This window comes from Pseudomonas sp. B21-036, assembly GCF_024748925.1.
Lineage (GTDB): Bacteria > Pseudomonadota > Gammaproteobacteria > Pseudomonadales > Pseudomonadaceae > Aquipseudomonas > Aquipseudomonas palmensis.
The window spans coordinates 3,851,131-3,876,666 of the sequence record NZ_CP087178.1; the positions used below are offsets into that span (position 1 = coordinate 3,851,131).

Annotated in this window: 21 protein-coding genes, 1 tRNA gene and 1 pseudogene; 10 read left to right on the top strand and 13 right to left on the bottom strand. The window is 64.7% G+C overall.

Annotated features, from left to right (window positions below; genetic code table 11):
• On the bottom strand, positions 1 to 1,920 hold the full coding sequence (locus LOY33_RS17335) for an ATP-binding cassette domain-containing protein (RefSeq protein WP_043864573.1): 1,920 nt from the start codon (positions 1,918 to 1,920) through the stop codon (positions 1 to 3).
• 210 nt (positions 1,921 to 2,130) lie between these two features.
• On the opposite strand from LOY33_RS17335, the gene LOY33_RS17340 reads away from it, so the two are divergent.
• Positions 2,131 to 4,059, top strand: a complete 1,929-nt coding sequence (locus LOY33_RS17340) for a transglycosylase SLT domain-containing protein (RefSeq protein WP_043864574.1) — start codon at positions 2,131 to 2,133, stop codon at positions 4,057 to 4,059.
• 97 nt (positions 4,060 to 4,156) lie between these two features.
• Here the strand turns inward: LOY33_RS17340 and LOY33_RS17345 are convergent, their stop codons facing one another.
• Positions 4,157 to 4,960, bottom strand: coding sequence for an MOSC domain-containing protein (locus tag LOY33_RS17345; protein ID WP_258659444.1), 804 nt, complete (start codon positions 4,958 to 4,960; stop codon positions 4,157 to 4,159).
• 75 nt (positions 4,961 to 5,035) lie between these two features.
• Positions 5,036 to 5,971: a chemotaxis protein CheV gene (locus tag LOY33_RS17350; protein ID WP_043864576.1), complete on the bottom strand. Its 936-nt coding sequence runs from the start codon at positions 5,969 to 5,971 to the stop codon at positions 5,036 to 5,038.
• A gap of 397 nt (positions 5,972 to 6,368) precedes the next feature.
• Here LOY33_RS17350 and LOY33_RS17355 point away from each other — a divergent pair, with 397 nt between their 5' ends.
• The 3 genes from LOY33_RS17355 to LOY33_RS17365 all read left to right on the top strand — a co-directional run bounded on the left by LOY33_RS17355 (position 6,369) and on the right by LOY33_RS17365 (position 8,835).
• Complete coding sequence (locus LOY33_RS17355) at positions 6,369 to 6,830, top strand: histidine kinase (RefSeq protein WP_258659445.1); 462 nt, start codon at positions 6,369 to 6,371, stop codon at positions 6,828 to 6,830.
• Positions 6,831 to 7,289: 459 nt separating this feature from the next.
• Positions 7,290 to 8,186, top strand: coding sequence for a sensor histidine kinase (locus tag LOY33_RS17360; protein ID WP_043864578.1), 897 nt, complete (start codon positions 7,290 to 7,292; stop codon positions 8,184 to 8,186).
• On the top strand, positions 8,176 to 8,835 hold the full coding sequence (locus tag LOY33_RS17365; protein ID WP_043864579.1) for a response regulator transcription factor: 660 nt from the start codon (positions 8,176 to 8,178) through the stop codon (positions 8,833 to 8,835). The genes LOY33_RS17360 and LOY33_RS17365 overlap by 11 nt, the downstream gene beginning before the upstream one ends.
• Here LOY33_RS17365 and yegS read toward each other — a convergent pair.
• Positions 8,819 to 9,718, bottom strand: a complete 900-nt coding sequence (yegS, locus tag LOY33_RS17370) for a lipid kinase YegS (RefSeq protein WP_043864580.1) — start codon at positions 9,716 to 9,718, stop codon at positions 8,819 to 8,821. The two genes, LOY33_RS17365 and yegS, sit on opposite strands and share 17 nt — an antisense overlap.
• A gap of 299 nt (positions 9,719 to 10,017) precedes the next feature.
• Between yegS and LOY33_RS17375 the strand changes: the two genes are divergently transcribed.
• Entirely contained in the window at positions 10,018 to 11,472 is a 1,455-nt protein-coding gene (locus LOY33_RS17375; RefSeq protein WP_043864581.1) for a mannose-1-phosphate guanylyltransferase/mannose-6-phosphate isomerase, read from the top strand.
• A 65-nt stretch (positions 11,473 to 11,537) separates the two neighbouring features.
• On the top strand, positions 11,538 to 12,782 hold the full coding sequence (locus LOY33_RS17380; protein WP_043864582.1) for a glycosyltransferase family 4 protein: 1,245 nt from the start codon (positions 11,538 to 11,540) through the stop codon (positions 12,780 to 12,782).
• Here LOY33_RS17380 and glp read toward each other — a convergent pair.
• On the bottom strand, positions 12,771 to 13,997 hold the full coding sequence (gene glp, locus LOY33_RS17385; protein WP_043864583.1) for a gephyrin-like molybdotransferase Glp: 1,227 nt from the start codon (positions 13,995 to 13,997) through the stop codon (positions 12,771 to 12,773). The genes LOY33_RS17380 and glp overlap by 12 nt on opposite strands.
• Positions 13,981 to 14,520: a molybdenum cofactor biosynthesis protein B gene (gene moaB, locus LOY33_RS17390; protein ID WP_043864584.1), complete on the bottom strand. Its 540-nt coding sequence runs from the start codon at positions 14,518 to 14,520 to the stop codon at positions 13,981 to 13,983. The genes glp and moaB overlap by 17 nt, the downstream gene beginning before the upstream one ends.
• Before the next feature lie 200 nt (positions 14,521 to 14,720).
• On the opposite strand from moaB, the gene LOY33_RS17395 reads away from it, so the two are divergent.
• Entirely contained in the window at positions 14,721 to 14,942 is a 222-nt protein-coding gene (locus LOY33_RS17395; RefSeq protein WP_043864585.1) for a YgdI/YgdR family lipoprotein, read from the top strand.
• A gap of 79 nt (positions 14,943 to 15,021) precedes the next feature.
• Positions 15,022 to 15,098: transfer RNA gene (locus LOY33_RS17400), tRNA-Pro, on the top strand.
• A 142-nt stretch (positions 15,099 to 15,240) separates the two neighbouring features.
• Here the strand turns inward: LOY33_RS17400 and mqo are convergent.
• From mqo to LOY33_RS17415, 4 genes and pseudogenes are all read right to left on the bottom strand, one after another.
• Positions 15,241 to 16,827: a malate dehydrogenase (quinone) gene (gene mqo, locus LOY33_RS17405; RefSeq protein ID WP_258659446.1), complete on the bottom strand. Its 1,587-nt coding sequence runs from the start codon at positions 16,825 to 16,827 to the stop codon at positions 15,241 to 15,243.
• A gap of 368 nt (positions 16,828 to 17,195) precedes the next feature.
• Entirely contained in the window at positions 17,196 to 17,963 is a 768-nt protein-coding gene (locus LOY33_RS26120) for a methyl-accepting chemotaxis protein (RefSeq protein ID WP_408980706.1), read from the bottom strand.
• A gap of 162 nt (positions 17,964 to 18,125) precedes the next feature.
• Positions 18,126 to 18,821, bottom strand: a pseudogene (locus LOY33_RS26125) (methyl-accepting chemotaxis protein); the annotation flags it as partial.
• A 210-nt stretch (positions 18,822 to 19,031) separates the two neighbouring features.
• Positions 19,032 to 20,795 (bottom strand): ABC transporter transmembrane domain-containing protein, encoded by a 1,764-nt coding sequence (locus tag LOY33_RS17415; RefSeq protein WP_210014563.1) that lies wholly within the window; start codon positions 20,793 to 20,795, stop codon positions 19,032 to 19,034.
• A 248-nt stretch (positions 20,796 to 21,043) separates the two neighbouring features.
• Here LOY33_RS17415 and LOY33_RS17420 point away from each other — a divergent pair, with 248 nt between their 5' ends.
• Entirely contained in the window at positions 21,044 to 21,214 is a 171-nt protein-coding gene (locus LOY33_RS17420) for a PA1571 family protein (protein ID WP_167400204.1), read from the top strand.
• 119 nt (positions 21,215 to 21,333) lie between these two features.
• Here the strand turns inward: LOY33_RS17420 and pdxB are convergent, their stop codons facing one another.
• Entirely contained in the window at positions 21,334 to 22,476 is a 1,143-nt protein-coding gene (gene pdxB / locus LOY33_RS17425) for a 4-phosphoerythronate dehydrogenase PdxB (RefSeq protein ID WP_258659448.1), read from the bottom strand.
• A gap of 145 nt (positions 22,477 to 22,621) precedes the next feature.
• Here pdxB and LOY33_RS17430 point away from each other — a divergent pair, with 145 nt between their 5' ends.
• On the top strand, positions 22,622 to 24,022 hold the full coding sequence (locus LOY33_RS17430; protein WP_408980657.1) for an MATE family efflux transporter: 1,401 nt from the start codon (positions 22,622 to 22,624) through the stop codon (positions 24,020 to 24,022).
• Here LOY33_RS17430 and tusA read toward each other — a convergent pair.
• Entirely contained in the window at positions 24,019 to 24,261 is a 243-nt protein-coding gene (gene tusA / locus LOY33_RS17435) for a sulfurtransferase TusA (RefSeq protein WP_043864590.1), read from the bottom strand. The genes LOY33_RS17430 and tusA overlap by 4 nt on opposite strands.
• A 59-nt stretch (positions 24,262 to 24,320) precedes the next feature.
• On the bottom strand, positions 24,321 to 25,385 hold the full coding sequence (gene rlmM / locus LOY33_RS17440; protein ID WP_043864591.1) for a 23S rRNA (cytidine(2498)-2'-O)-methyltransferase RlmM: 1,065 nt from the start codon (positions 25,383 to 25,385) through the stop codon (positions 24,321 to 24,323).
• Positions 25,386 to 25,536 lie beyond the last annotated feature (151 nt).

Sequence of the window (25,536 nt, forward strand, 5' to 3'; positions counted from 1 at the left end):
TCAGCTGTCGAGCTCGGCCCAACGCTCCACCAGTGTGTCCAGCTCGCCCTGCAGCTTCTCGAGGCTGGCCAGCACGGCGGTGGTCTGGTCGATTGGCCGCTGATAGAAGCCTGCATCGGAAATCTCTGCCTGCACCGCAGCCATCTTCTGCTCCAGGGCATCGATCTGCCCCGGCAGCGCCTCCAGCTCGCGCTGCAGCTTGTAGCTGAGCTTCTTCTTGCCTTCATTGACCACCGGCGCTGCCGCAGGCTCGGGTGCAACGGCCTCGACCACCGCACTGTTGAGCTCGGACTTGCCCGACTTGCTTTCGGTCACGCCGAGCAGCTTGGGCGAACCGCCCTGTCGAATCCAATCCTGATAGCCGCCCACGTACTCACGCACCTTGCCCTCGCCTTCGAACACCAGGGTGCTGGTGACCACGTTGTCGAGGAACGCCCGGTCGTGACTGACCATCAGCACGGTGCCCTTGAAACCCGCCAGCACCTCTTCGAGCAGCTCCAGGGTTTCCACGTCCAGGTCGTTGGTCGGCTCGTCGAGCACCAGCAGGTTGGCCGGCTTGCTGAACAGCTTGGCCAGCAGCAGGCGCGCACGCTCGCCACCGGACAACGCCTTGACCGGCGTGCGTGCACGCTGGGGGCTGAACAGGAAGTCGCCCAGGTAGCTCAGTACGTGACGGTTCTGCCCATCGATCTCGATGAAGTCACGGCCTTCGGCCATGTTCTCGATCACGGTCTTTTCCAGGTCAAGCTGATGGCGCAACTGGTCGAAGTAGGCCACTTCGAGACGCGTGCCCGACTCCACCTTGCCCGAGCTTGGCTCCAGGTCGCCCAGCATCAGCTTGAGCAGCGTGGTCTTGCCGGTACCGTTGGCACCCAGCAGGCCGATACGGTCCTCGCGCTGCAGGACCATCGAGAAATCCTTGACCAGGTAAGGGCCATCGGGGTGGGCGAAGCTGACGTTTTCCAGCACCATCACCTGCTTGCCGGACTTTTCCGCCACGTCGAGCAGGATGTTGGCCTTGCCCTGGCGCTCGCGACGCTCGCTGCGTTCCACACGCAGTGCCTTGAGGGCGCGCACGCGGCCTTCGTTGCGGGTACGCCGGGCCTTGATGCCCTGGCGGATCCACACCTCTTCCTGGGCCAGTTTCTTGTCGAACAGCGCGTTGGCAGTCTCTTCGGCAGCCAGCGCAGCTTCCTTGTGCACCAGGAAGCTGGCGTAGTCGCCGTTCCAGTCGATCAACCCGCCACGGTCCAGTTCGAGGATGCGCGTGGCCAGGTTCTGCAGGAAGGAACGGTCGTGGGTAATGAACAGCACGGCACCGCCAAAGCCGCTCAGGGCATCTTCAAGCCAGGCGATGGCGCCGATGTCCAGGTGGTTGGTCGGTTCGTCGAGCAGCAGCAGGTCGGGCTCGGACACCAGCGCCTGGGCCAGCAGCACACGCCGACGCCATCCACCGGACAGCTCGGCCAGGGTCTTGTCGGCCGGCAGTTGCAGGCGGCTCAGGGTGCTGTCGACCAGTTGCTGCAAGCGCCAGCCATCGCGCGCCTCCAGGTCGCTCTGCACGTGCATGAGCTTTTCCAGGTCGGCGTCGGTGTGAATGTTCTGGCTCAGGTGGTGATACTCGGCGAGCAATGCACCGACACCGTCCAGGCCTTCGGCAACCACATCGAACACGGTGCGCCCGTCGGCCACCGGCAGTTCCTGCGGCAGCTCGCCGATCTTCAGGCCCGGGGCACGCCACACATCGCCTTCGTCGGGCTTCTGGTCGCCCTTGACCAGGCGCAGCATGCTCGACTTGCCCGTGCCGTTGCGGCCGATGATGCAGACCCGCTCACCACGGGCGATCTGCCAGGACACCTTGTCCAGCAACGGCATGGCGCCGAACGCAAGGGACACATCGCTTAATTTGAGCAGGGTCATGATCTTCTCCAAAAACCGGGGGCGCATTCTACCTGAGTTGCGCCTGCTTCACATTAAGCGCGACCGGCGTGCCGACCGCAGTCCTGCATTACATGCCGATACAAGCACAATGCTTTCTTCCGCCCCCGGCAAACGGCTAAGCTTAAGCACGTAATCCCACCAGTGCTGGCGCCGCCGACACTCGTTTTGGTCAAACTGTCCGGAAGTATCATGCGCCGCAGCCTGCTCAGCCTCGTATCCTGTCTGCTTTTTTCCGCCACCGCGGCCAGCACCGTCCAGGCCGCCGACCTCACCCAGCAACGCCAGTACTACGATGAAGCCAAGCGTGCCCTGGCCAAGGGCGACAGCGGCCCTTACCGCCGTTACGAACAGGCCCTGCGTGATTATCCGCTGGAGCCTTACCTGGCCTACGACGAACTGACGGCGCGCCTCAAGAGCGCCAGCAACGCCGAGATCGAGAAGTTTCTTGCCGAGCATGGCGACCTGCCCCAGGCCAACTGGATGAAACTGCGCTGGTTGCGCTGGCTGGCAGAGCGCGGCGACTGGCAACCCTTCGTCAAGTACTACGACCCCAAGCTGAACTTCACCGAGCTCGACTGCCTCAACGGCCAGTATCAGCTCAGCCACAACCTGCGCGCCGAGGGCTACGCCACCGCCGACAAGCTGTGGCTGGTGGGCAAGTCGCAGCCGGCGGCCTGTGACGTGCTGTTCGACCGCTGGGCCGCCGAGGGCCAGCTGACCGAACAGAAGCGCTGGGAGCGCATCAAACTCGCGGCCCAGGCGCGCAACTACGCCCTGGCCAACACCCTGATCAAAGGCCTGAACACCCTGGGCCCGCAAGGCCGCCTGCTGGTGGATGTGGCGCAGAAGCCCGAACTGCTCAACAACCCCGGGCGCTTCACCCCGGTCAACGAAGCGATGTCCGACGTGGTCAGCCTGGGCCTGCGCCGCCTGGCGCGCCAGGACCCGGAGCGGGCCATGGCGCTGCTCGACGACTACGCCAATCGCATGCATTTCTCCCGCGACGAGAAGGTGGCGATCGCCCGCGAAATCGGCCTTACCCTGGCACGGCGCTACGACCCCCGCGCCCTGGGCCTGATGACCCAGTACGACCCCGAGCTGCGCGACAACACCGTGACCGAATGGCGCCTGCGCCTGCTGCTGCGCCTGGGCCGCTGGGAAGATGCCTACGAGCTGACCAAACGCCTGCCCCAGGACCTGGCCACCACCAACCGCTGGCGCTACTGGCAGGCGCGCAGCCTGGAGCTGGCGCAGCCGAAGAACCCGCAGATTCCACTGCTGTACAAGACGGTAGCGCGAGAACGCGACTTCTACGGGTTCCTGGCCGCCGATCGTGCACAGACCCCCTACCAGCTCAACAACAAGCCGCTGGTGCTCAGCCAGCAACTGATCAACAAGGTACGCAACACGCCCGGCGTGCGGCGCGCGCTGGAATTCCATGCCCGCGGCCAGATCGTTGACGGGCGCCGCGAGTGGTACCACGTCAGCCGTCATTTCAGCCGCGACGAGATGGTCGCCCAGGCGCGCCTGGCCTATGAAATGCGCTGGTACTTCCCGGCCATCCGCACCATCAGCCAGGCCCAGTACTGGGACGACCTGGATATCCGCTTCCCGATGGCCCACCGCGACACCCTGGTACGCGAAGCCAAGGTACGCGGCCTGCACTCGAGCTGGGTATTCGCGATCACCCGCCAGGAAAGCGCCTTCATGGACGATGCCCGTTCCCACGTGGGTGCCAGCGGCCTGATGCAGCTGATGCCGGCCACCGCCAAGGAGACGGCGCGCAAGTTCAACATCCCGCTGGCTTCGCCGGCGCAGGTACTGAACCCGGACAAGAACATCCAGCTGGGCGCCGCCTACCTGAGCCAGGTGCACGGCCAGTTCAACGGCAACCGGGTGCTGGCCTCGGCCGCCTACAACGCCGGCCCCGGACGCGTGCGCCAGTGGCTGCGCGGCGCCGATCACCTGAGCTTCGACGTATGGGTGGAGTCGATTCCGTTCGACGAGACCCGCCAGTACGTGCAGAACGTGCTGTCGTATTCGGTGATCTACGGGCAGAAACTCAATTCACCGCAGCCACTGGTGGATTGGCACGAGCGGTTTTTCGACGATCAGTAAGCGGTGATCAGCGCTTCGCCGGCAACGTCGAAGCGCAACCTTGTGGAGGCGACGGTGCGTGTGCAGGGGCCAGCCTTGCTGGCGAAGCGGCCCGTCGCTATTCCAGCACCTCGACCGCCATGCCCACCTCCAGCATGCCCTCGCCGTCGGCCACCAGGTTCTGGCCGAACAGCACATCCCCCTCCTTCTGCCGATAGGTCTTGAGCGTGGTCAAGGGTTCGCGATCGGGGCTGCGCTCGCCGGTCTGCGGGTCGAGGGTGGTGAGGATGCAGCGCGTGCACGGGGAAAGCACCCGAAAGGTCTGCTGGCCAATGCGAATGCGCTTCCAGCCATCCTCGGCATATGCCGCACTGCCCTCGACCACCAGATTGGGCCGAAAGCGCAGCATCTCCAAGGGGCGCCCAACCCGCTGTACCAGGTCGTCGAGCGACGCCTGGCCGATCAGCAGCAAGGGGAAACCATCGGCGAAGGCCACACGGTCGCTGTTCTCACCGTAGCCGGCCGGCAGATAGCGGGTACGCGGCTCGGGCACATGCACCAGGCGCACCGGTTTGCCGATGAAGCGGCTCAACCAGTCGGCCGCCGCATCGCCTGCATCCGGTACGCGCAGGGTGTCGCGCCAGATGGTCGCCCCACACAGATTGGCGTCCGCTTGCGGCACCGCCACCTGCAAGGGGTCAAAACCCGGGGCACTGAGCACCAGACCGCCATCGGCGTCGTACAGCGCCGATAACTGGCTCATCTGCGGGTAGGCGCGCTGGGTCAGGAAACGTCCGTTGTCCTGCTCCACCAGCATCCAGCGCCGGTCACCCAGCAAGCCCAGCAGGCCGCACGGCGACTGGCCCAGGGCTTGCGCCTGGGCCGACTTGAGTGGGTAACGATACAACGCGCTCAGACGCATGGGCCGGCTCCGGATGATAAAGGCGCAAGCTTACACCGAGGGCCGGGCAACCGCTGCCCGGCAGTCGATAACGGCTCAGACGGTCGCTTCGTCCAGCATCAGGCGCTGGCGCACCACATCCACCAGCTTGTCGGGCTGGAACTTGGACAAAAAGTTGTCACAACCGACCTTCTTCACCATCGATTCGTTGAAGCTGCCCGACAAGGACGTGTGCAGCACCACGTACAGGCTGCGCAGGCGCGGGTCGTTGCGGATCTCGGTGGTCAGGCGGTAGCCGTCCATTTCCGGCATTTCGGCATCGGTGAAGACCATCAGCAACTTCGAGCACACGTCCTCACCGGCATCCGCCCAGCCTTTGAGCAGGTTGAGTGCCTTGAGGCCATCGCTGGCCACATGCATCTTCACCCCCAGCTGGCTCAGGGTTTCACGCAACTGCGCCAGGGCCACGGTGGAGTCGTCCACCAGCAGCACCTCCCGCCCTCGCGCCTGCGCCAGTACCGGGTCTTCCAGCTTGTCGCGGGACACCTTGGCGTTGTACGGCACGATTTCGGCCAGTACTTTCTCCACGTCGATGATTTCTACCAGTTGCTCGTCGACCTTGCTGATGGCCGTCAGGTAATGCTGACGCCCGGCACTGGTGGGCGGCGGCATGATCGCCTCCCAGTTCATGTTGACGATACGGTCCACGCCTCCCACCAGGAACGCCTGCACCGAGCGGTTGTACTCGGTGACGATGATGGTGCTGTTGGGCCCCGGCTCCAGTGGGCGCATACCGATGGCCTGGGACAGGTCGATCACCGGCAGGGTCTGCCCACGCAGGTTGACCACGCCGCACACATACGCATGGCGTTGCGGCATCAGGGTCAACTTGGGCATCTGCAGCACTTCCTGCACCTTGAACACGTTGATCGCGAACAGTTGGCGCCCGGCCAGGCGAAACATGAGGATTTCCAGACGGTTCTCGCCTACCAGCTGCGTCCTTTGGTCTACCGTGTCGAGAATGCCAGCCATTAAACAACCCCCAGGCGTGTCGCAAAAATTGAATTATCAACCGTGTATCGGCCGCGTTCGTCTTGGCTTGACCCCCCAAAATAAAATGCTGCGGGGGGCATTGATGTCACTTTAGCATCATGGTTTACTGCGCTAACAGTTTTGCAGTCGCGGCAGGTCATCAGCGATCACACCAAGCCAATGCCATCAGGGAAACCCCTAGCCACAATCGGGCGAGACCTGATGTTCGCAATATCCTTTAGCCATTAATGTGACGCCATTCTCATTGCATGAATGGAGTCAGGCTTTTGCTCGCTACTGCCTTGTTGTCCACAACCAATGCTAGCGTCTTGCCAAAACACCGGCTCCAGGGCGTTTCAGCCCCCATCCGCAGTCTGCGCCTGGCAGGAAACGACTGATGTCCGACACCACTGCGGACATCAGCGCCCTACACGACTTTCAGGTCGATGCCCACGTACTGCTGACCCGCGCTCAGGAGTGCCTGTCGCACCTTGACCTGATCGGCCACGATACCGACGCGTGCGACTGCCTGCTGAACACCCTCGGCACACTGGCCGAGCGTGCCCACCTGCAGGCCCAGACGCAGATCGCCGACTTCTGTCGCCAACTCTGTCATGTGCTCGAACCGCAGCAATGCCGCGCGCGCCTGCACGCTGCACTGCCCAAGCTGAAAGCCTGCCTGAGCCTGCTGGCCTGGCAGCTTGAACTGATCGACCCGCACACCGGCCAATTGAACCTCGACCCCCAGGAGCAACTGGCCTTGCTGGAGGAACTGGAACAGACCTTCCGGCAGTTGCACGCAGAACCGGCCAAGGCGACCGCCACACCCGCCGCCCCTGCACCCGCCCTGGGCACATGAAGTTGCACAACTAACCGGCGTGGGAAATTTCCCCGCCGCACATCATTTCAAAGCACTTTCCCACAACACTAAGCATTAACTTACGCGTGGGCGGCGAGTTTCTGTCAGCTGTATACAAAAACAATATCAGCGCATATAGGACAAGTTGTGTATCGCCACCAGTGATAGCAAAGTGCTAGACTTTGCACCATCCGGAACGACCGTACCAGCCCGTAAAACTGACAGTTCGGACATCTTTCACGCCCCGCGACCATTTCCAAGCGAAGTGATACTATGCCCGACGCAAATTGCACACCGACAATGCACGGTGCTGAAGTTTGGCGTTTTCAGCACACTTGAAATCGTCTGATTCCAGTGTTGGCAAAACTGCACAAAGTTAAATCCAGGCGTTGCCCCAAACGCCTGTTGGGCGATATTCGACCGGCTTTCAACAGCGATACTTCAGTGGCTTCATTCCCTATGCTCTCAAGCCTCAAGACACTCAAGCGCGGCCCTCCGGGCGCTTCTCTGCTGCATTGGCTGAGCGCCCTGCTGTGCCTGGTGTCGGCGGCGGCCAACCTGTACCTGTACCTGCGTGCGGCACCGATGCCCGGCAGCCTGCTGGCACTGCAGCTGGCCGCCCTGCTCGGAATTGGCTGGCAATTGCGCCAGGCCGCGCGCTCGATCGCCATGCGCCCCCAGGAGCTGGCCCACCGCCTGCTCGAGGTGCAGGAGAGCGAACGCCAGCGTCTGAGCCGCGAACTGCATGACGATATCGGCCAACTGCTGACAGCCGCCAAGCTGCAGGCAGACTGGCTGCAACGGCGCATGCCGGCCGACCTGCAGGAACACTGCGCCACATTGCGCAGCACCCTGGACGACACCCTGGCCAACGTGCGTGATGTGTCGGCGATCCTCAACCCACGCCAACTGGCCAGCCTGGGGCTTGAAGCGAGCCTGCGCGCGCACCTGCTGCGCACCCTGGAAAACACCGACGTGCACTGGAGCCTGGAGTGCAGGCAGCGCCTGGGTGGCATTCCGGAAGACATGGCCATCGCTGCCTTTCGCATTACCCAGGAAGCCGTCACCAACATTCTGCGACACGCCCGGGCGCGCAACCTGAGCGTGCGCATCGAGCGCACCCCCGAAGGCCTGGCACTATCGATCAGCGACGACGGCCAGGGCTTCACGCCTGCTGCCGCCCCCGGCGAGGAGGGCCAGCGCGGCATGGCCGGCATGAGTGAACGGGTCAACCTGCTCAATGGCCGGCTGAGCGTGAACAGCCAACCCGGCCAGGGCACCCACATCGACGTACTGTTCCCCTGGCCACCGCGTGCCCGTGAACGCGCCAATACAAGTAAACCCCATGATCTGTAATCTGTTGCTGGTGGATGACCACTCCCTGATTCGCGCCGGCGTACGCGCCCTGGTCGCCGACATACCCGGCTACGCCGTGGTAGGCGAGGCCAACGACGGTAGCCAACTGCTCGAACTGGTGCAGCGCCTGGACCCGGATATCGTGCTGCTGGACATCTCGATGCGCTCGACCGGGGGCCTGGAGGCCCTGGGCCGCCTGAAGGCTGCTGGCTGTCGCAGCAAGGTGCTGATCCTGTCGATGCACACCGACCCCGAGCTGATCATGCGCGCACTGGAAATCGGCGCCCATGGCTACCTGCTCAAGGACACCACCGCCACCGAACTGGAGCAGGCACTGGCCGCGCTGCGCAGCGACGAGCGCTACCTGAGCCCGGCCATCGCGCATACCGTGATCAACCAGGCGTTACTGCGCGCCCAGAGCAGCAAGCCCGAGGCCGTCGAGAACCACAACCTCACGGCGCGCCAGCTGGAAATCCTGCGCCTGATCGTGCGCGGCAAATCCACCCGTGAAATCGCCAACGGCCTGGGCCTGAGCATCAAGACCGTCGAGACCCACCGCTCGCAGATCATGAAACGCCTGCAGATCTACGACGTGGCGGGCCTGGTGCTGTTCGCCGTGCGCGAACAGATCATCAGCCTGGACGACTGAGCAGCGGCGACTCGGCGGGCAGGTGCACGCGCAGCGCCCCCGGCAGCGCACTGAAGCGCCAGCTGTCGCCTTGCAGCGGCTCGCCATCGAGGTTGATGTCCAGGCCTTCGGCGCTCTTGATCTCGACCCACGGCAGGCGCGCGCGAACAAACAGATTGTCCAGCCCCAGGCCCTCGCTCAGCAGGTCACGCAAAGTGCCGACCACCTCCTGCGGCGCCGGCAGGATGCTGATATCGAGCAGCCCGTCGTCCACCTGCGCCTGCGGGCACAGCACATGCCCGCCGCCGGCCTGGCGGCCGTTGCCGATTCCCAGGGCCAGCAACTGACCTTGCCAGTGAAAATCCGGACCTTGCAGCTCCACCGAGGCCGCACGCAGCTCGCTGAAACGCGACAGCCCGGTGAACAGATAGGCCGCGGCACCGATCACCTTCTTCAGGTCCTCGGAAGTGCTGGCCGTGACCTGGCTGCCGAAACCGCCGGTGGCCATGTTGAGGAACACCTGCCCGCCCACCTCGCCCAGGTCGATCGCCCGCGCCGGCAACTCCAGCAGGTTCAGAGCCTGGTCCGGCTCCAGCGGCACACCGGCAGCCCGTGCGAAATCGTTGGCGGTACCCAGCGGCAATAGCGCCAGGCTGGCATCACCCCGGGCCTGGGCCAGCGCCTCTGCCACATCGCGCAGGGTACCGTCGCCACCACCGGCCACCAGATGCGGGTACCCCGCCGCCAGCGCCTCGTGCACCAGGCGCTGGGCATCGCCCCCCTCCCAGGTGAGTCGAACATCGAGCTGCCAGCCGCGCTCGCGCAAGCCCATTACCGCCGCGCGCACCTCGTCGTTCATGGCCTGCTTGCCATGCAGAATCAACAATGCCCTGCGCTCACCCATAACTGCTCCCCCGCATTGATCACCGCCGACGGCGGTGCCGCGTCAGATGACGCCCGTGTATATCGACCGATTACAACACGGTTCCGTTGCATGCGGACCACGTCAAAAACAGCGCTTTCACACAATTGCCATTGAAAGATTCTCAATCGATGTGCATCATTCGACAAATATTTGGCCTTCACGGACGATGCCAGTGATAAAAGTCACTTTTTTGACTCATTGAGCAAAGCGCCTGCCAGGTTCACCTTTTCCCTGTTATCACACCGCCTAGCGGTGCCCAGAACACGAGGCTGAGTGAAATGAGCACACTGATCCCTTGCATCATTGCCGGTGGAGCCGGCACCCGATTGTGGCCGGTTTCACGCGAGGCCATGCCCAAGCCCTTCATGCGCATGCCCGATGGCCAGAGCCTGCTGCAGAAAACCTTCCTGCGTGCCTGCGCACTCAAGGATGTGGCCCGCGTACTCACCGTCACCAATCGCGAAGTGTTCTTCCGCACCCAGGATGAATACCGCCAGCTCAAACAGCCCGGCATCGCGCTGGACTTCATTCTCGAGCCCTGCGGGCGCAACACGGCCCCGGCGATTGCCGCCGCCGCCCTGCACTGCGCCCGTGAATACGGCGAAGACGCCCACCTGCTGGTGCTGCCCGCCGACCACCTGATCACCGACCAGGCAGCCTTCGAAGAGGCCGTGGAGCGCGCCCGCGCCCTGGCCGAGCAAGGCTGGCTGACCACCTTCGGCCTGGTGCCCACTCAACCGGAAACCGGCTTCGGCTACATCGAGAAGGGCCAGGCCCTGGATGCCCATGGCTATCGCGTGGAGCGCTTCGTCGAAAAGCCGAACGCAGAGACCGCCCAGCGCTATGTCGAGGGCGGCCAGCACCTGTGGAACGCCGGCATGTTCTGCATGCGTGCAGATGCCATCCTGCGCGAGCTGCAGCAGCACGCACCGCAGGTTCTGGATGCGGTCGGCGAATGCCTGGGGCTGAGCCAGAGCAAACAGGGCAGCAACAGCCTGCAACTGGAACTGGATGCCACCAGCTTCGCGCAGGTTGCCGACATCTCCATCGACTACGCCGTGATGGAGCGTTCCACCCAGGTGGCAGTGCTGCCCAGCCAGTTGGGCTGGAGTGACATCGGCTGCTGGCGGGCGGTGCGCAGCCTGGCCCAGGGCGATGCCCAGGGCAACCAGTGCAACGGCGAGACCGTGCTGCACGACGTGAGCAACTGCTACATCGATTCGCCTCGCCGCCTGGTGGGCGCCATCGGCCTGGACAATCTGATCATCATCGACACCCCCGACGCCCTACTGATCGCCGACGCGAGCCGCAGCCAGGAGGTCAAGCTGATTGCCCAGCAGCTCAAGCGCCAGGACCACGACGCCTATCGCCTGCACCGCACCGTGACGCGCCCCTGGGGCACCTACACCGTGCTCGAGGAAGGCCCGCGCTTCAAGATCAAGCGCATCATGGTACGCCCGCAGGCCTGCCTGTCCCTGCAGATGCACCATCACCGCAGCGAACACTGGATCGTGGTCAGCGGCATGGCCTGCGTGACCAACGGCGAAGAGGAATTTCTGCTCGACACCAACGAGTCGACCTTCATCAAGCCGGGGCGCGAGCATCGCCTGAGCAACCCCGGGGTGATCGATCTGGTAATGATCGAGGTGCAAAGCGGCGAATACCTGGGCGAGGACGACATCGTGCGCTTTACTGATATCTATGGACGCGCCCCGGCAGCAGCGATCGGCTGAGGCCCGCCAGGCGCGTTTTCGCATTCAGCCTGTCGACGCCCCTGCGGCAAGAGAGGAAGTGGGTCATGCGCGTACTCTGGACACTGCCTTACCTGCCCTGGCCCACCACCAGCGGCAGCAAGGCCCGGCAATACCACCTGTTGCGTGGCCTGGCTGAACGCGGGCACAGGATCACGCTGCTGGTGCACTCGAAAGTTCCGCTTGGCGAGGCAGCCCGACAGGCACTGGAGCCACTGCTCGAGCGCCTGATCGTGTTGCCGCGAAGGCCTTTGCGCAGCCCGCTCAACCTGCTGGCGGCGCTGTACGTCGGCTACCCGATGCGGGCCAGCACCAACGGCCTGGCGCCCCACCTGCGCCACTGCTTCGAAACGTTGCTGCGCGAGCAGTGGGATGTGATCCAGATCGAGCACAGCTACAGTTTCCAACCCTTCGAAAAGGCCCTGCAAGCCAGCGGCCTGCCTTTCATGGTCAGCGAGCATCATGTGGAGTCGGACACCGGCGCGGTGTGCCAGGACCGCCTGCCCCTGTGGCTGCGCCCGTTCAACAGCTTCGACCGCTGGCGCTACCGGCGCTGGGAGTCGCGGGTGCTGCGCCAGGCCAGCGAAGTGGTGGCCGTCAACCCGCGCGATGCCGAACAGATCCGCCAGTTCACCGGCCGCCCTGCCGAGGTGGTGATCAACGGCGTGGACTACGAGTACTACCAGCACATCAGCGCCTGCCCGCACAGCCAGCGCCTGCTGCTGGTGGGCAACTTCGAATACGGCGCCAACCTGGAGGCGCTGGAGTGGGCGCTGGAGGAGATCCTGCCGCAGGTATGGCTGAGCAACCCGGCCGTGCGCCTGGCGGTGGTCGGACATGCCCTGCCCACCCAGTGGAAGCTGCGCTGGAACGACCCGCGCATCGAATGGATCGGCTACCTGCCCGACCTGCGTGAGCTGCAACGCCACTCGGCGCTGTTCTTTGCCCCGCTGCGCCATGCCGGCGGGTGCAAGATCAAGTTGCTCGAGGCCATGGCCGCAGGCCTGCCGGTGGTCACCACCACCCAGGGCGCAGCGGGGTTGGCAGTGCGCAACGGCGAGCATTACCTGGGTGGGGACGACACCGACACGCTGGCACTGATCATCACCCGCCTGCTGAGCCACCCGACACGCATGCAGCAGTTGTCCGATGCCGCGCGCCAGTTCGTGCGCGAGCAGCATGACTGGAGCAGGGCCGCCGCGCAGCTGGAGAGCGTGTATGCGCGCCTCGCCGCGCAGGCCCCACTGGGCAACGACAGGGTTGCCCGGGGCCTGCTGCCGTCAGCCGAGTAGCTCGCTGAGGGGGATGAACTGCACGCTGTCGCCCTTGCCGGGCGCAGTGCCCTCGCGCACCTCCACCAGGCCCTCGGCCCACGCGGCGCTGCGCAGCACACCCGAGCTCTGGTTCTTGTAGATCAGCGCCTGGCCCTGCTCCATGCGCGCGCGCAGGTATTCGCGGCGATTGCCTGGCTTGGGCCAGTCGAAACCGGCAGGCACGCTGAACTGCAGCGGTGTCACGTCCTGCACACCCTGGCGGCGCAACAGGTACGGCCGGGTGAGCAGGCCGAAGGTGACCAGGGTCGACGCCGGGTTGCCTGGCAGGCCGATCACCGGCACCCCGCGAAAATGCCCGAAGGTCAGCGGCTTGCCGGGCTTGATCGCAAGCTTCCACAGCGACAGCTCACCTTCTTCGCGCAGGGCGATACCCAGGTAATCGGCCTCGCCCACCGATACACCACCGGTGGACAGAATCAGGTCGACGTCCTTGAGCTGGCCCAGGCGCTCACGGGTCAACGCCAGATCATCGGGCAGGATGCCGGCGTCCTTCACCTCGCAGCCCAGGCGCTGCAGCCAGCTGACCAGCAGGCGCCGGTTGCTGTTGTAGATCTGCCCGGGGCCCAGGGGCAGCCCCGGCTCGACCAGTTCGTCGCCGGTGGAAAGCACCGCCACCCGCACCTTGCGCACTACCGACAGCACCGCGCAGCCGAGCGAGGCAGCCAGGCCCAGCTCGACCGGCCCGAGGCGGGTCCCGGCGTCCAGCACGGTTTCACCTGCCCGGGTTTCCTGGCCCTGCGGGCGCACGTTGAGCCCGGCACTGAGCGGCTCGGTGAAACACACGCGTTGATCGGGCTGAACGTCGGCGTTCTCCTGCATCTCGACGCAGTCGGCCCCTGCCGGCAGCGGCGCACCGGTAAAGATGCGCGCACAGGTACCCGGCTCCAGAGGCGCAGGCGCCTGCCCGGCCTGAATGCGCTGGCTCACCACCAGCGGCGTGCCCTGCCAGTCGGCGTGGTGCAGTGCGTAGCCGTCCATGGCGCTGTTGGGCCAGGGCGGCAGATCAAGGCCGGCGACCAGCGCCGTGGCCAGCACACGGCCCTCGGCAGCAGCCAGTGGCACCTCTTCGCAGTCTTCGATGCGCGCCGCTTCGGCCAGCGCCAGCAAGCGCTCCAGTGCCTGCTCCACGGGCAGCAGCGGCTTTGCCGCAACAGGCTCAGCCACGGCTTTCACACGGCGCCGCCTGCTTGAGGTGCGCGACGAAATTGCACGGGCGATGGCGTACATCCAGTTGCTCGGCAAGAATCCCGTCCCAGCCGGTGCGTACCGCGTTGGTCGAGCCGGGCAGGCAGCACACCAGCGTACCATTGGCCAGCCCGGCCAGGGCGCGGGACTGCACGGTGGAGGTGCCGATATCGGCCAGGGAGATATGCCGGAACAGTTCACCGAAGCCGTCGACCTGCTTGTCGAGCAGGCAACCGACCGCCTCGGGGGTGCTGTCGCGGCCGGTGAAGCCGGTGCCGCCCGTGATCAGTACCACCTGCACCTGCTCGTCGGCGATCCAGGTAGCGACCTGCGCGCGAATCTTGTAGAGGTCGTCCTTGAGCAGTACACGGGCGGCCAGCGCGTGGCCGGCAGCAGTCAGGCGGTCGACGAACACCTGGCCGGAGGTATCGGTTTCCAGGGTGCGGGTATCGCTGACGGTCAGCACGGCAATGTTCAGCGGCACGAACGGTACATCAGCCTTGGCTTTCATGAGGAGGGTGAATCCATGACAGGGAAAGAATGCCGCCAGTTATATCACAGCCCTCCCCGCGCCCGCCCGCCAGCGGCCGATTGCATTGTTCCCGATCAATGACGCGGTTCAGCCGCTATGCTCAAGTTGCGAGGAACTTGCTGGGACGCGATGCGTCTCAATGACATGACCCGCAACTTCCCCCTCAATGGAGAAAGAATATGATTCAACGGACCCTCCCCGCTTTCCTGCTCGCCCTGGGCCTGGGCACCCTCGCCGGGTGTGCTTCGCCTACCGTGATCACGCTGAATGACGGACGTGAGATCCAGGCGGTCGACACCCCCAAGTACGATGAAGATTCGGGCTTCTATGAAATCGAACAGCTCGACGGCAAGAGCACCCGGATCAACAAGGACCAGGTCCGCACCGTGAAAGAGCTGTAAAAGGCAGTACAGACGGCAAGCTTCAGGCCCCTCGCCGGGGCTTGCCGGTCGCGTTTTTTTTTGAGTAGAATTTTGTCATCGGAGTGTAGCGCAGCCAGGTAGCGCGTCTCGTTCGGGACGAGAAGGCCGCAGGTTCGAATCCTGTCTCTCCGACCAGATCGGCAGAAACCACAAAGCCCGCTTTTGCGGGCTTTGTGGTTTCTGGCTGTACTGCATCCGCTGTGGCTCAAACCCGCCCCCACAAGGATGTCAAGCATCCGGCGGGGGCGGGCTCGATCCGCGAAGCGTCAACCCGACGTTACTGCGCGGCCACCGCCGTCTCGTCCGGCAGCACCGGCACGAACAGCAGGTTCAGGCGCGAGCTGCTCCACTCACGGGTCTTGTTGGTCAGCTCGAGGTTGTTGTTGAGCTTCTGACCAAAGGTCGGCACGATCTGCTTCAGCTTGGCCTGCCATTCAGGGGTCTTGATACGGTCCTTGAAGGTCTTTTCCAGCACGGTCAGCATGATCGGTGCGGCGGTGGAGGCACCTGGCGAGGCGCCCAGCAGCGCGGCGATGGTGCCGTCCTGCGAAGCCACCACCTCGGTACCGAACTGCAGGATGCCACCGTGCTCGGGATCCTTCTTGATCACCTGGACGCGCTGGCCGGCCTGCAGCAGTTTCCAGTCTTCGTTCCTGGCGTTGGGGAAGTACTCGCGCAGGGCATGCATGCGGTCTTCGAAGCTCAGCATCAACTGGCCCATCAGGTAGGTGCTCAGGTCGATGTTGTCGATACCGGCATGGGTCATCGGCATGATGTTGTGGGTAGTCAGTGCCGAGAACATGTCCAGCAGCGAACCGTTTTTCAGGAACTTGGTGGAGAAGGTCGCGAACGGGCCGAACAGCAGCACTTCCTTGCCATCGATGACACGGGTGTCCAGGTGCGGTACAGACATCGGCGGCGCACCGACCGAGGCCTTGCCGTACAGCTTGGCCTTGTGACGTTTGACGATGTCCTGGTTGTCGGTCATCAGGAACTGGCCGCCCACCGGGAAGCCGGCATAGCCGTCAGCTTCCGGGATGCCGGACTTCTGCAGCAGCTTGAGCGCGCCACCACCGGCACCGATGAACACGAACTTGGCCTTGACGCTGGTTTCGACGCCCTTGTTGGCGAGGTCGGCAACCACCACGGTCCAGGTGTTGTCGGCGTTGCGCACGATGTCGCGCACTTCGTGCGAGGTGTGCAGCTTGACGTTGTCATGCTGGGTCAGCGAAGCGAACAGCTGGCGGGTGATCTCGCCGAAGTTCACGTCGGTACCGATCGGCATGCGCGTTGCGGCAATCTTCTGGTCGGCGGCACGGCCTTCCATCACGATCGGCACCCACTTCTGGATCTGCGCGTGGTCTTCGGAGTACTCCATGCCACGGAACAGCGAACTGTGCTGCAGGGCCGCATGACGTTTCTTGAGGAACTCGACGTTCTTGTCGCCCCACACAAAGCTCATGTGCGGCACGTTGTTGATGAACGAGGTCGGGTTGTTCAGCACCTTCTGCTCGACCTGGTAGGCCCAGAACTGCTTGGAGATCTCGAACTGCTCGTTGACGCCCACCGCCTTGCTGATGTCCATCGAACCGTCAGCCGCTTCGCTGGTGTAGTTCAGCTCGCAGAACGCAGAGTGGCCGGTACCGGCGTTGTTCCAGGCGTTGGAGCTTTCCTCGGCCACCTTGTCCATGCGCTCGTACACGTCGATGGACCAATCCGGCTCCAACTCGTTGAGGTAGGTCCCCAGGCTTGCACTCATGATGCCGCCGCCGATCAGCAGCACGTCGACGGTCTTTTCCGGTTCACTGGGCTTGGAGCAACCCATGACGCTCAGACACAGGAGCGTCAGCAGGATTTTTTTCATAGTTCAATCCAATTGAAGTGAAGTGAAGTGATTGGCAATGACCATCACGCCCGCAGTGCACGCCCGTCTCTTGTGGTTCTGCGCGCGCAGGCCATGGCTCAAGGCATGGCGTCCAGGCCTTCGAGGCTGGCTGGCGGCTGGGGTATCGAGGGTGCGGGGAACGGTCTGACGCCATGGCTGCCGTAGCAGCCCTGAATGTTTCGCAAGGCTTAAGCCTGGGTCGCCTTAAGCAGAAAGCGGGCCAACTTGCACAAGACCAACGGCTAATAGCTAGGACCTGTGGTCGCACCCCATCGTTGATGGTTTTGCTGGCGACAATCCGCCACATTGCCCGACATAAAGGCCGGCAGGTGGCGGATTTCCCCCGGTCAGGCCCGCAGGCGCGCCGTCACCTCGCCCAACCGACCCGACAGGTCGTGCAAGTGCTGCCCGGCCTGCTCGGTCCGCTGCACCGCGCCCTGATTGGCGGTGGCGATGCGGGTGATCTCCACCAGGTTGCAGGACATGTCTTCGGCCACGCTGGTCTGTTCCTCGGCGGCGGTGGCGATCTGGCGGTTCATGTCGCGGATGGCCTCCACCGCCTGGGTGATGCGCTGCAACATGGCACCGGCACGCTGTACCTGTTCGCCCCCCTCCTCGCTGCGGGCCTGGCCGTTCTCGATGGCCTTGACCGCCTCCAGCGCGCCCGACTGCACGGCGCTGATGATCTGGTTGATCTCGGCGGTGGACGCCGCCGTGCGCTGGGCCAGGTTGCGCACCTCGTCGGCCACCACCGCGAACCCGCGCCCGGCCTGGCCGGCACGGGCCGCCTCGATGGCAGCATTGAGCGCCAGCAGGTTGGTCTGCTCGGCGATAGCGCGGATCACCTCCAGAACCTTGCCGATACGGGCGCTGTCCTGTTCCAGATGGCGAATCACCGCCGCCGTGCCGGCGATGTCCCGGTTGACCGCGTCGATGGTGGCAATGGTCGACTGCATCACCTGCTCGCCGGCCTGGGCACTGTGGTCGGCATCATCCGCGGCGCGGGCCGCGTCCGCTGCATGGCGGGCCACCTCCTGGGCAGTGGCGGACATTTCCTGCATGGCCGTGGCCACCTGGTCGGTCCGCTGGAACTGGTCTTCGGTGCCCCGCGCCATGCCGCCGGCCAGGCTGCGCAGCTCGCCGCTGGCGGACTCCAGCTCCCGGGCGTTGTCCTGCAGGCGCCCTACCGTGTCGGCCAGAAAATCGCGCAAGGTATTGGCAGCCACCGCCAGGCGCCCCAGCTCGTCATGGCGCCCGCAGGCCACGCGGGCATCGAAGCGGCCCTGGCTCAGGTGTGCCACGTATTCGATCAGGCGTCGAATCGGCTCGATCAGGCTGCGATCAACCAGCCACAGGCTCAGCAGCGCAATCAGCAGCGCCGAGCCGAGCATCACCAGCAGCCCCAGCCACACCGTACGCTGCGCGCGGGCATCGATGGCCGCCGCCTGCACCTGGGCATCGGCACGCAACTGGCTGACCAGTTCGCTCATCTGTTCACTGGCCGCGCGGTCCACGCCCTTCACTGCCTGGTCCCCGACAGCGGGGTCGGCCCCTGCCGCGATGAACGCATCGCGACCGCGGGCGTAGGCAGCGCCCAGTTGCGCGTGGCTGTCCTTGAGTGCCTGCAGACGCGTTCTGAGCCCCGCATCGTCGGCGTTGGTCCGCACCAGCTGGGCCAGCAGCGCCTGCACCTGCTGTTCACGCGCCGAAAACTGCTGCCAGTACTTGTCCCGCTCGACCGGCTGCTTGCCGCGCAGCAATACGTTCTTCCATTCCTGCACCTGCACCTTGAACTGCAGGTTGGCTTCGTCGATCAGTTGCGAAGCCAGTATCGGCCCCTCCACCAGCTGGCCATAGCCGCGCACGCTGGCCGACAGGAACTGAAAGCACACCAGGGCGATCAGCAACATCGCCAGCAGGCTGCCAGCCAGCAGGGCGAGAATTTGCAGCCGCAGGGATTTACGCACGAACATCGCAAGGGTCTCGGAACAAGAGGATAGGAAAGCTGGCGCGCCACCTGCCGCACCAGTCAAAGACGTCCTTGTCCTCGTTCACCGGGCAAAAAAAAGCTGCCATCGAGCGATGGCAGCAAACTGCATTGAGCATTACGCAACAGCTGATCCGATACTCTCAGGGGATTGCTACAGAAATGTTACAGACGTACAAAATCTGTAACATTTCCTTCATGCGCTGGTGAACTGCAAGGCGGCAAGCCGCGCATACAGCGGGTTCTCGGCAATCAGCTGGCGATGGGTGCCCACCGCGACCAGCCGGCCCTGGTCGATCACGGCGATACGGTCGGCGTGCTGCACCGTGGCCAGGCGATGGGCGATGACCAGCGTGGTGCGCCCGGCCATGAGGGCTGGCAAGGCCTGCTGGATCAGGTGCTCGCTTTGTGCGTCGAGGGCACTGGTGGCCTCGTCCAGCAGCAGGATCGGCGCGTCCACCAGCAGCGCCCGGGCAATGGCCAGGCGCTGGCGCTGACCACCGGAAAGCCCAAGCCCGGCATCGCCAAGGTGCGTCTGGTAGCCCTGGGGCAACTGCAGGATGAATTCATGGGCATGCGCGCTGCGCGCCGCTGCCTCGACCTCGGCACTGGTAGCCTCGGCACGCCCGTAGCGGATGTTGTCTTCGACCGTGCCGAAGAACAGCGCCGGGTTCTGCGCAACCAGTGCGAAATGCCGACGCAGGTCCTGCGGGTCGAGCCGGGTCAGTGGCTGGCCGTCGAGCAGTATCTGCCCCTGCTGCGGGTCGTAGAAGCGCAGCAGCAGGTCGAACAGCGTCGACTTGCCCGCCCCCGAAGGCCCGACCAGGGCCAGGGTCTCGCCAGGCACCACCGTCAGGCTCAGGCCGTCGATAGCCGCCGGGGTGGGCCGCGAGGGGTAGGCAAAATGCACCTCCTGCAGTTCGAGGCGGCCACTGACCCTGGGAGGCAGGCGCTCCAGCCCTTCGTCGGGGGCGTGGATCTCGCTGCGTGCCGCCAGCAGCTCGGCGATCCGCTCGGCTGCGCCCGCGGCCCGTTGCAGCTCGCCGATCACTTCGCTGAGGGTGCCGAAGGCGCTGCCGACGATCAGGCTGTAGAACACGAACGCCGCCAGCTCGCCGCCGGAAATACGCCCGGCGATCACGTCCATGCCACCGACCCACAGCATCACACCGACCGCCCCGAGCACCAGCACGATCACCAGGGTGATCAGCCAGGCGCGCTGCACGATTCGCTGGCGAGCGGTGGTAAAGGCAGCCTCCACGGTCAGGCCGAAACGCTGCTGGTCACGGGCCTGGTGGTTGTAGGCCTGCACGGTCTTGATCTGGCCGAGGGTTTCGGCCACGTAGCTGCCCACGTCGGCGATGCGATCCTGACTCTGGCGCGACAGGCCGCGCACCCGCCGGCCGAAGATCAGGATCGGCGCCAGCACCAGCGGCAAGGCCAGCACCACGATACTGGTGAGCTTGGGGTTGGTGACAAACAGCAGCACGATGCCGCCCAGCACCATCAGGGCATTGCGCAGGAACAGCGAGAGCGAAGAGCCGATCACCGATTGCAGCAGCGTGGTGTCGGTGGTCAGGCGCGACTGGATCTCCGAACTGCGGTTGCTTTCGAAAAAGCCCGGGTGCAGGTAAACCAGGTGGTCGAACACCTGCTGGCGTATATCCGCCACGCACCGCTCGCCGATCCACGACACCAGGTAGAAACGACTGAAGGTACCCACCGCCAGTGCCAGCACCAGCAACATGAACAGGCCGATGGACTGGTTGAGCAGGTGTGGCGACTGGGTCATGAAACCCTGGTCCACCAGCAGGCGAATGCCCTGGCCCATGGACAGCGTGATACCCGCAGTGACCACCAGCGCCAGCAGTGCGGCCATGGCCTGTTTGCGGTAAGGGCGAATGAAACGCCAGGCCAGGCGCAGGGCCTGGCGCTGGCGAGCAGAAAGAAGGCTGGGCATGAAGGTCTTCGTTTATCCGGAGTATGCAGGTCAGCCTACACCCGACCACCGGTCAGGCGCCAAGGAACTCTGCAGCGCGTGGGGCATCACTGACAAGACCAGGCAACAAGTTCACTAGAGCGTTTCGTTCTAAAGTGCCGCTGGAGATTTGTCTGACTTTCTGTTGGACTGGAGGTGTGACAGGGCTGTCATGGTGCGGTCATGTCGCGGATCTAGTCTGAGCTTGCAACCTGATGAGGAGACAGGAAATGAGCTTGCAAAACAGCAATACCCAAGCGCAACGCCCAAGCCATCCGAACCCGGCGTGCGGGTCGATCATCGATGCCCAGGGTCGGGAAATCGAGATCACCGAAGACATGATCAGAAAAGCCTGCGAGGACCTGGAGAAAAGCCGGGTAGAGCTCGCCAAGAAAGCCTGACCCCTATTCAAATCAACCCGGCCCTGGTGCCGGGTTTTTTATGCCTGGTGTAAAGCCCGCTTCGCCGGCAAGGCCGGCGCCTGCAGGGAGACCCGTTGCCGGCCGGCGAAAGCAGTACCTCACACCAACAGGCCACCCAACGCCTTGACCATCTGCTGCAACTGCGGCGCATCACCCTCGATGCGCACCATCAGCCCCTCGATCTCGCGCCGCGGCGGGTACTGTTTGCGCAACACATCGAAGGCCGCGCGCTGGGCCTGCGGGTCACGGTCAAGGCTGCGACGAAAATCCGCATCGTCGCGGCGCGGGTCGTACACCGCACGGCACAGTGTGGCCAGAGCCCAGGCCGGATCGGTTTCGGCCTGCAGGCTGAGCTGCGCCAGCCATGGGCGCGGCAGCAGGTCGGCCAGGCGCACCGTTTCGGCCTCGCCCCGCCAGGCGCAGAACGCCTGGTAGATCTGCGCCGTGCCGCGCTGCTTGCCATCCAGGCTGTAGCCGGCGATATGCGGGGTGGCAATCACGCACAGGTCGGCCAGCGCCTGATCGACCTGCGGCTCGCCCTCCCACACATCCAGCACCGCCTGCACATCGTCACGCGCCTGCAGCAGGCTGCGCAATGCCGCATTGTCGACCACCGGGCCGCGGCTGGCGTTGATAAGCCAGGCGCCGGGGCGCAGTTGCGCCAAGCGCTCGGCGTCCAGCAGGTGCCAGGTCGAATGCTCGCCGCCCTTGGTCAAGGGCGTGTGCAGGCTGATCACATCGCACTCGGCCAGCACCTGCTCCAGGCTCACGTAGTCACCCCCCTCCTGCGCCTGGCGCAACGGATCGCATACCCGTACCGCCCAGCCCAGCCCGCGCAGCACCTCCACCAGACGCCCGCCGACTTCACCGGAGCCAACCACCCCGTAGGTGCGCCGCGCCAGGTCTGCGCCATCCAGCTCGGCCAGGGTCAGCAGGCTGCCCAGCACATAATCCACCACGCCCCGCGCATTGCAGCCCGGCGCGCTGGACCACTGGATACCGGCCTGGGCAAAGTAGTCCAGGGCCAGGTGATCGGTGCCGATGGTGCAGGTGCCGACGAAGCGCACCTGGCTGCCTTCGAGCAGGGCCTGGTCGACGTTTGTCACCGAGCGCACCAGCAATACATCGGCGTCCTGCACGCAGGCGCGGTCGATGCTGCGGCCCGGGTAACGGCGGATCTCGCCGAAGCCTGCGAAGAAGGCATCGAGCAGCGGTATATTCTCGTCGGCAACAATCAGCATGGCGCTCTCCTGTAAGGGAGCGCAGTGTAGGCCCATACGCCCGGCTCGATCCAGCCGAGATAAAGCCCGCCGGTGTATTTCCTGACCCATGCGTCAAGGCGTAGACTAGGCGGTTTTCCGCGCCTTTATTGTGGACATCCGCCCCGTGACACAGTCGAACACCGCTATCACCCGCCTCTCCCGCCCAGCCAGGGTCGGCACTGAAGTACGCAGCCTGCTGCAGTTGGCCACGCCGATCATCATCGCCCAGCTGGCCACCACCGCCATGGGCTTCGTGGATGCCGTGATGGCTGGCCGGGTCGGCCCGCGCGACCTGGCAGCGGTTGCCCTGGGCAACTCGATCTGGGTACCGGTGTTTTTGCTGATGACCGGCATCCTGCTGGCCACCACGCCCAAGGTGGCGCAGCGCTTCGGTGCCGGTCAGCATGCCGAGATCGGCCCGCTGGTGCGCCAGGCCCTGTGGCTGGCCGGCGTGGTCGGCCTGGGCGGTTGCGACCTGCTGCTCAGCGCCGAGCCGGTACTGCACCTGATGAAGGTCGACCCGGAACTGATCGCACCGTGCATGGGCTACCTGCAAGGCATCGCCTTCGGCCTGCCGGCGGTGGCGCTGTACTACGTGCTGCGCTGCAGCAGCGACGGCCTGGGCCGTACCCGGCCGAGCATGGTGATCGGGCTGAGCGGGCTGATGCTGAACATCCCGCTGAACTACGTGTTCATCTACGGCCACCTGGGCGTGCCAGCCATGGGCGGCGTGGGCTGCGGCTGGGCCAGCGGCATCGTGATGTGGTTCATGGCCCTGGCCATGGCGCTGTGGGTCGGCCGTGCAGCGGCCTATCGCCCGGCCCAGGTGTTCGCCCGTTTCGACTGGCCGCAATGGTCGGTGATCAAGCGCCTGCTCACGGTCGGCCTGCCGATCGGCATCGCGGTGTTCGCCGAATCGAGCATCTTCGGCGTGATTGCCCTGTTGATCGGCAGCCTGGGCTCCACCGTGGTGGCCGGGCACCAGATCGCCCTGAACGTGAGTTCGCTGGTGTTCATGATCCCGTACTCGCTGGGCATGGCGGTAACCGTGCGGGTCGGCCAGGCCATCGGTGCCGGCGACCCGCGCCAGGCGCGCTTTGCCGCCGGGGTGGGCATGGGTACGGCGCTGGCCTACGCCTGCTTTTCGGCCAGCCTGATGCTGTTGCTGCGCGAGCCTATCGCCAGCATCTACACCACGGACCTGGCGGTGATCCAGATCGCCTCGATGCTGATCGTGTATTCGGCGCTGTTCCAGTTCTCGGACGCGATCCAGGTGACTGCGGCCGGCGCCTTGCGCGGCTATCAGGACACCCGCGTGACCATGATCCTGACCCTGTTCGCCTATTGGGGCATCGGCCTGCCGGTGGGCTACCTGCTGGGGCTTACCGACCACTTCGGGCCGGCCAGCGGCCCCAGCGGGCTATGGGAAGGCCTTATCGTGGGGCTGACCTGTGCGGCGCTGATGCTGTCGGTGCGCCTGGCGCGCAGCGCACGCAAGCGCATCCGCCAGCAGCGCCGGGGTTAGGCGAGCTTCTTGCGGATCCAGTACAGGTAGGTGCCGGCATCTTCCTGCTGCTGCACCAGTTCATGGTCCAGAAACACACAGAACTTGGGGATGTCGCGGCGGGTCGAGGGGTCGGTGGCAATCACCTTGAGCAGGCCGCCGGGCGCCAGGTCGCGGATGTGCTGGTGCAGCATCATGACCGGCTCGGGGCAGTTGAGGCCGGTGGCATCCAGGGTGGCGTCGGGGGTGAGGTCGGTCATCAGGTACTCCGGGGTCAGCGGTTGTTCGGTGTTGATTGAAGGCCTTGCCGGCGAAGGCCTCAACGCGGTTTCAGATCCAGACGACGCAGGTGACACGTCACCTCTTCACGGTCGTGATACAGCTGCTTGCAGCCGATCGACACCTTGACCTTGCGCGCCTTGAATCCGTCCTCGATACGCTCGAGCAGCCGCCGCACCTCGGCATAGCGCTGCTTCATCGGCAGCTTGAGGTTGACCACCGCCTCGCGGCACAGCCCTTCCCCCAGCCAGGTTTCCAGCAGCGCTGCGCTGCGCGCCGGCTTCTCGACAATGTCGCACACCATCCAGTCCACGGTCTGCCTGGGCTTGTAGGTAAACCCGTCGGCCATCAGGTGCTGCACCAGCCCGGTATCCATCAGGCTCTCGGCCATCGGCCCGTTGTCGATCGCGGTCACCAGCATGCCGCGCTTGACCAGCTGGTAGGTCCAGCCACCCGGTGCGGCGCCCAGGTCGACCCCGGTCATGTCGCCAGACAGGCGCTGCTCCCACTGCTCACGCGGGATGAAGTGGTGCCAGGCCTCCTCGAGCTTGAGGGTCGAACGGCTCGGCGCCTCGCGCGGAAACTTCAGGCGCGGGATGCCCATCGGCCACATCGCCGAGTTGTCCGCTGCGGCCAGCCCCACGAACACGCGCCGGCCACTGACGAAGGTCAGCAGCAGACGCGGCCTGGCCGGGTCGTCAACCAGCCGGCCAGCCTTGCTCAAGGCCTTGCACAACGGCGCCTCGAACTTGCGGCAGAAGGTCGACAGCTCTTTGCCGTCATTGGTGTCCATCACCTCCAGCCACACGCTGCCACACACCGGGTAGGCGGCCAGGTGCTCGAGCAGCACGCTGATACGGTCGGTTTCGGGCAACTCGACGAAGCTGCCGCGGGCCCACTGGCGCGGAAAGATCAGCTGCTTGAAACGCAGCTCGCGCATCAGGCGCTCGGCGCCCTCGGCGTCGTTGCACACGAACTCGGCACAGGCGCTCTGCGGCTTGCCCTTGGCATAACCGGCAACCCCCAGGCGTGCGGCATGCTCGGCGATCTCGGCGCACACTTCACCCTCGAAACCGGGCCGGCAATGCATAAACAGGGTATTCATCAACTACTCCAGAACGGCTGGCCTGCACGCCAACCCTGACCGGGCGCAACACCTGCACACGGCAAATCGGCGAATGATAAAGCAGTTTAGGAACTGGCGACACGCCCCGCCGGTCCAGTACATGGTCAGGTCCGCCAAACAGGGCTAACCT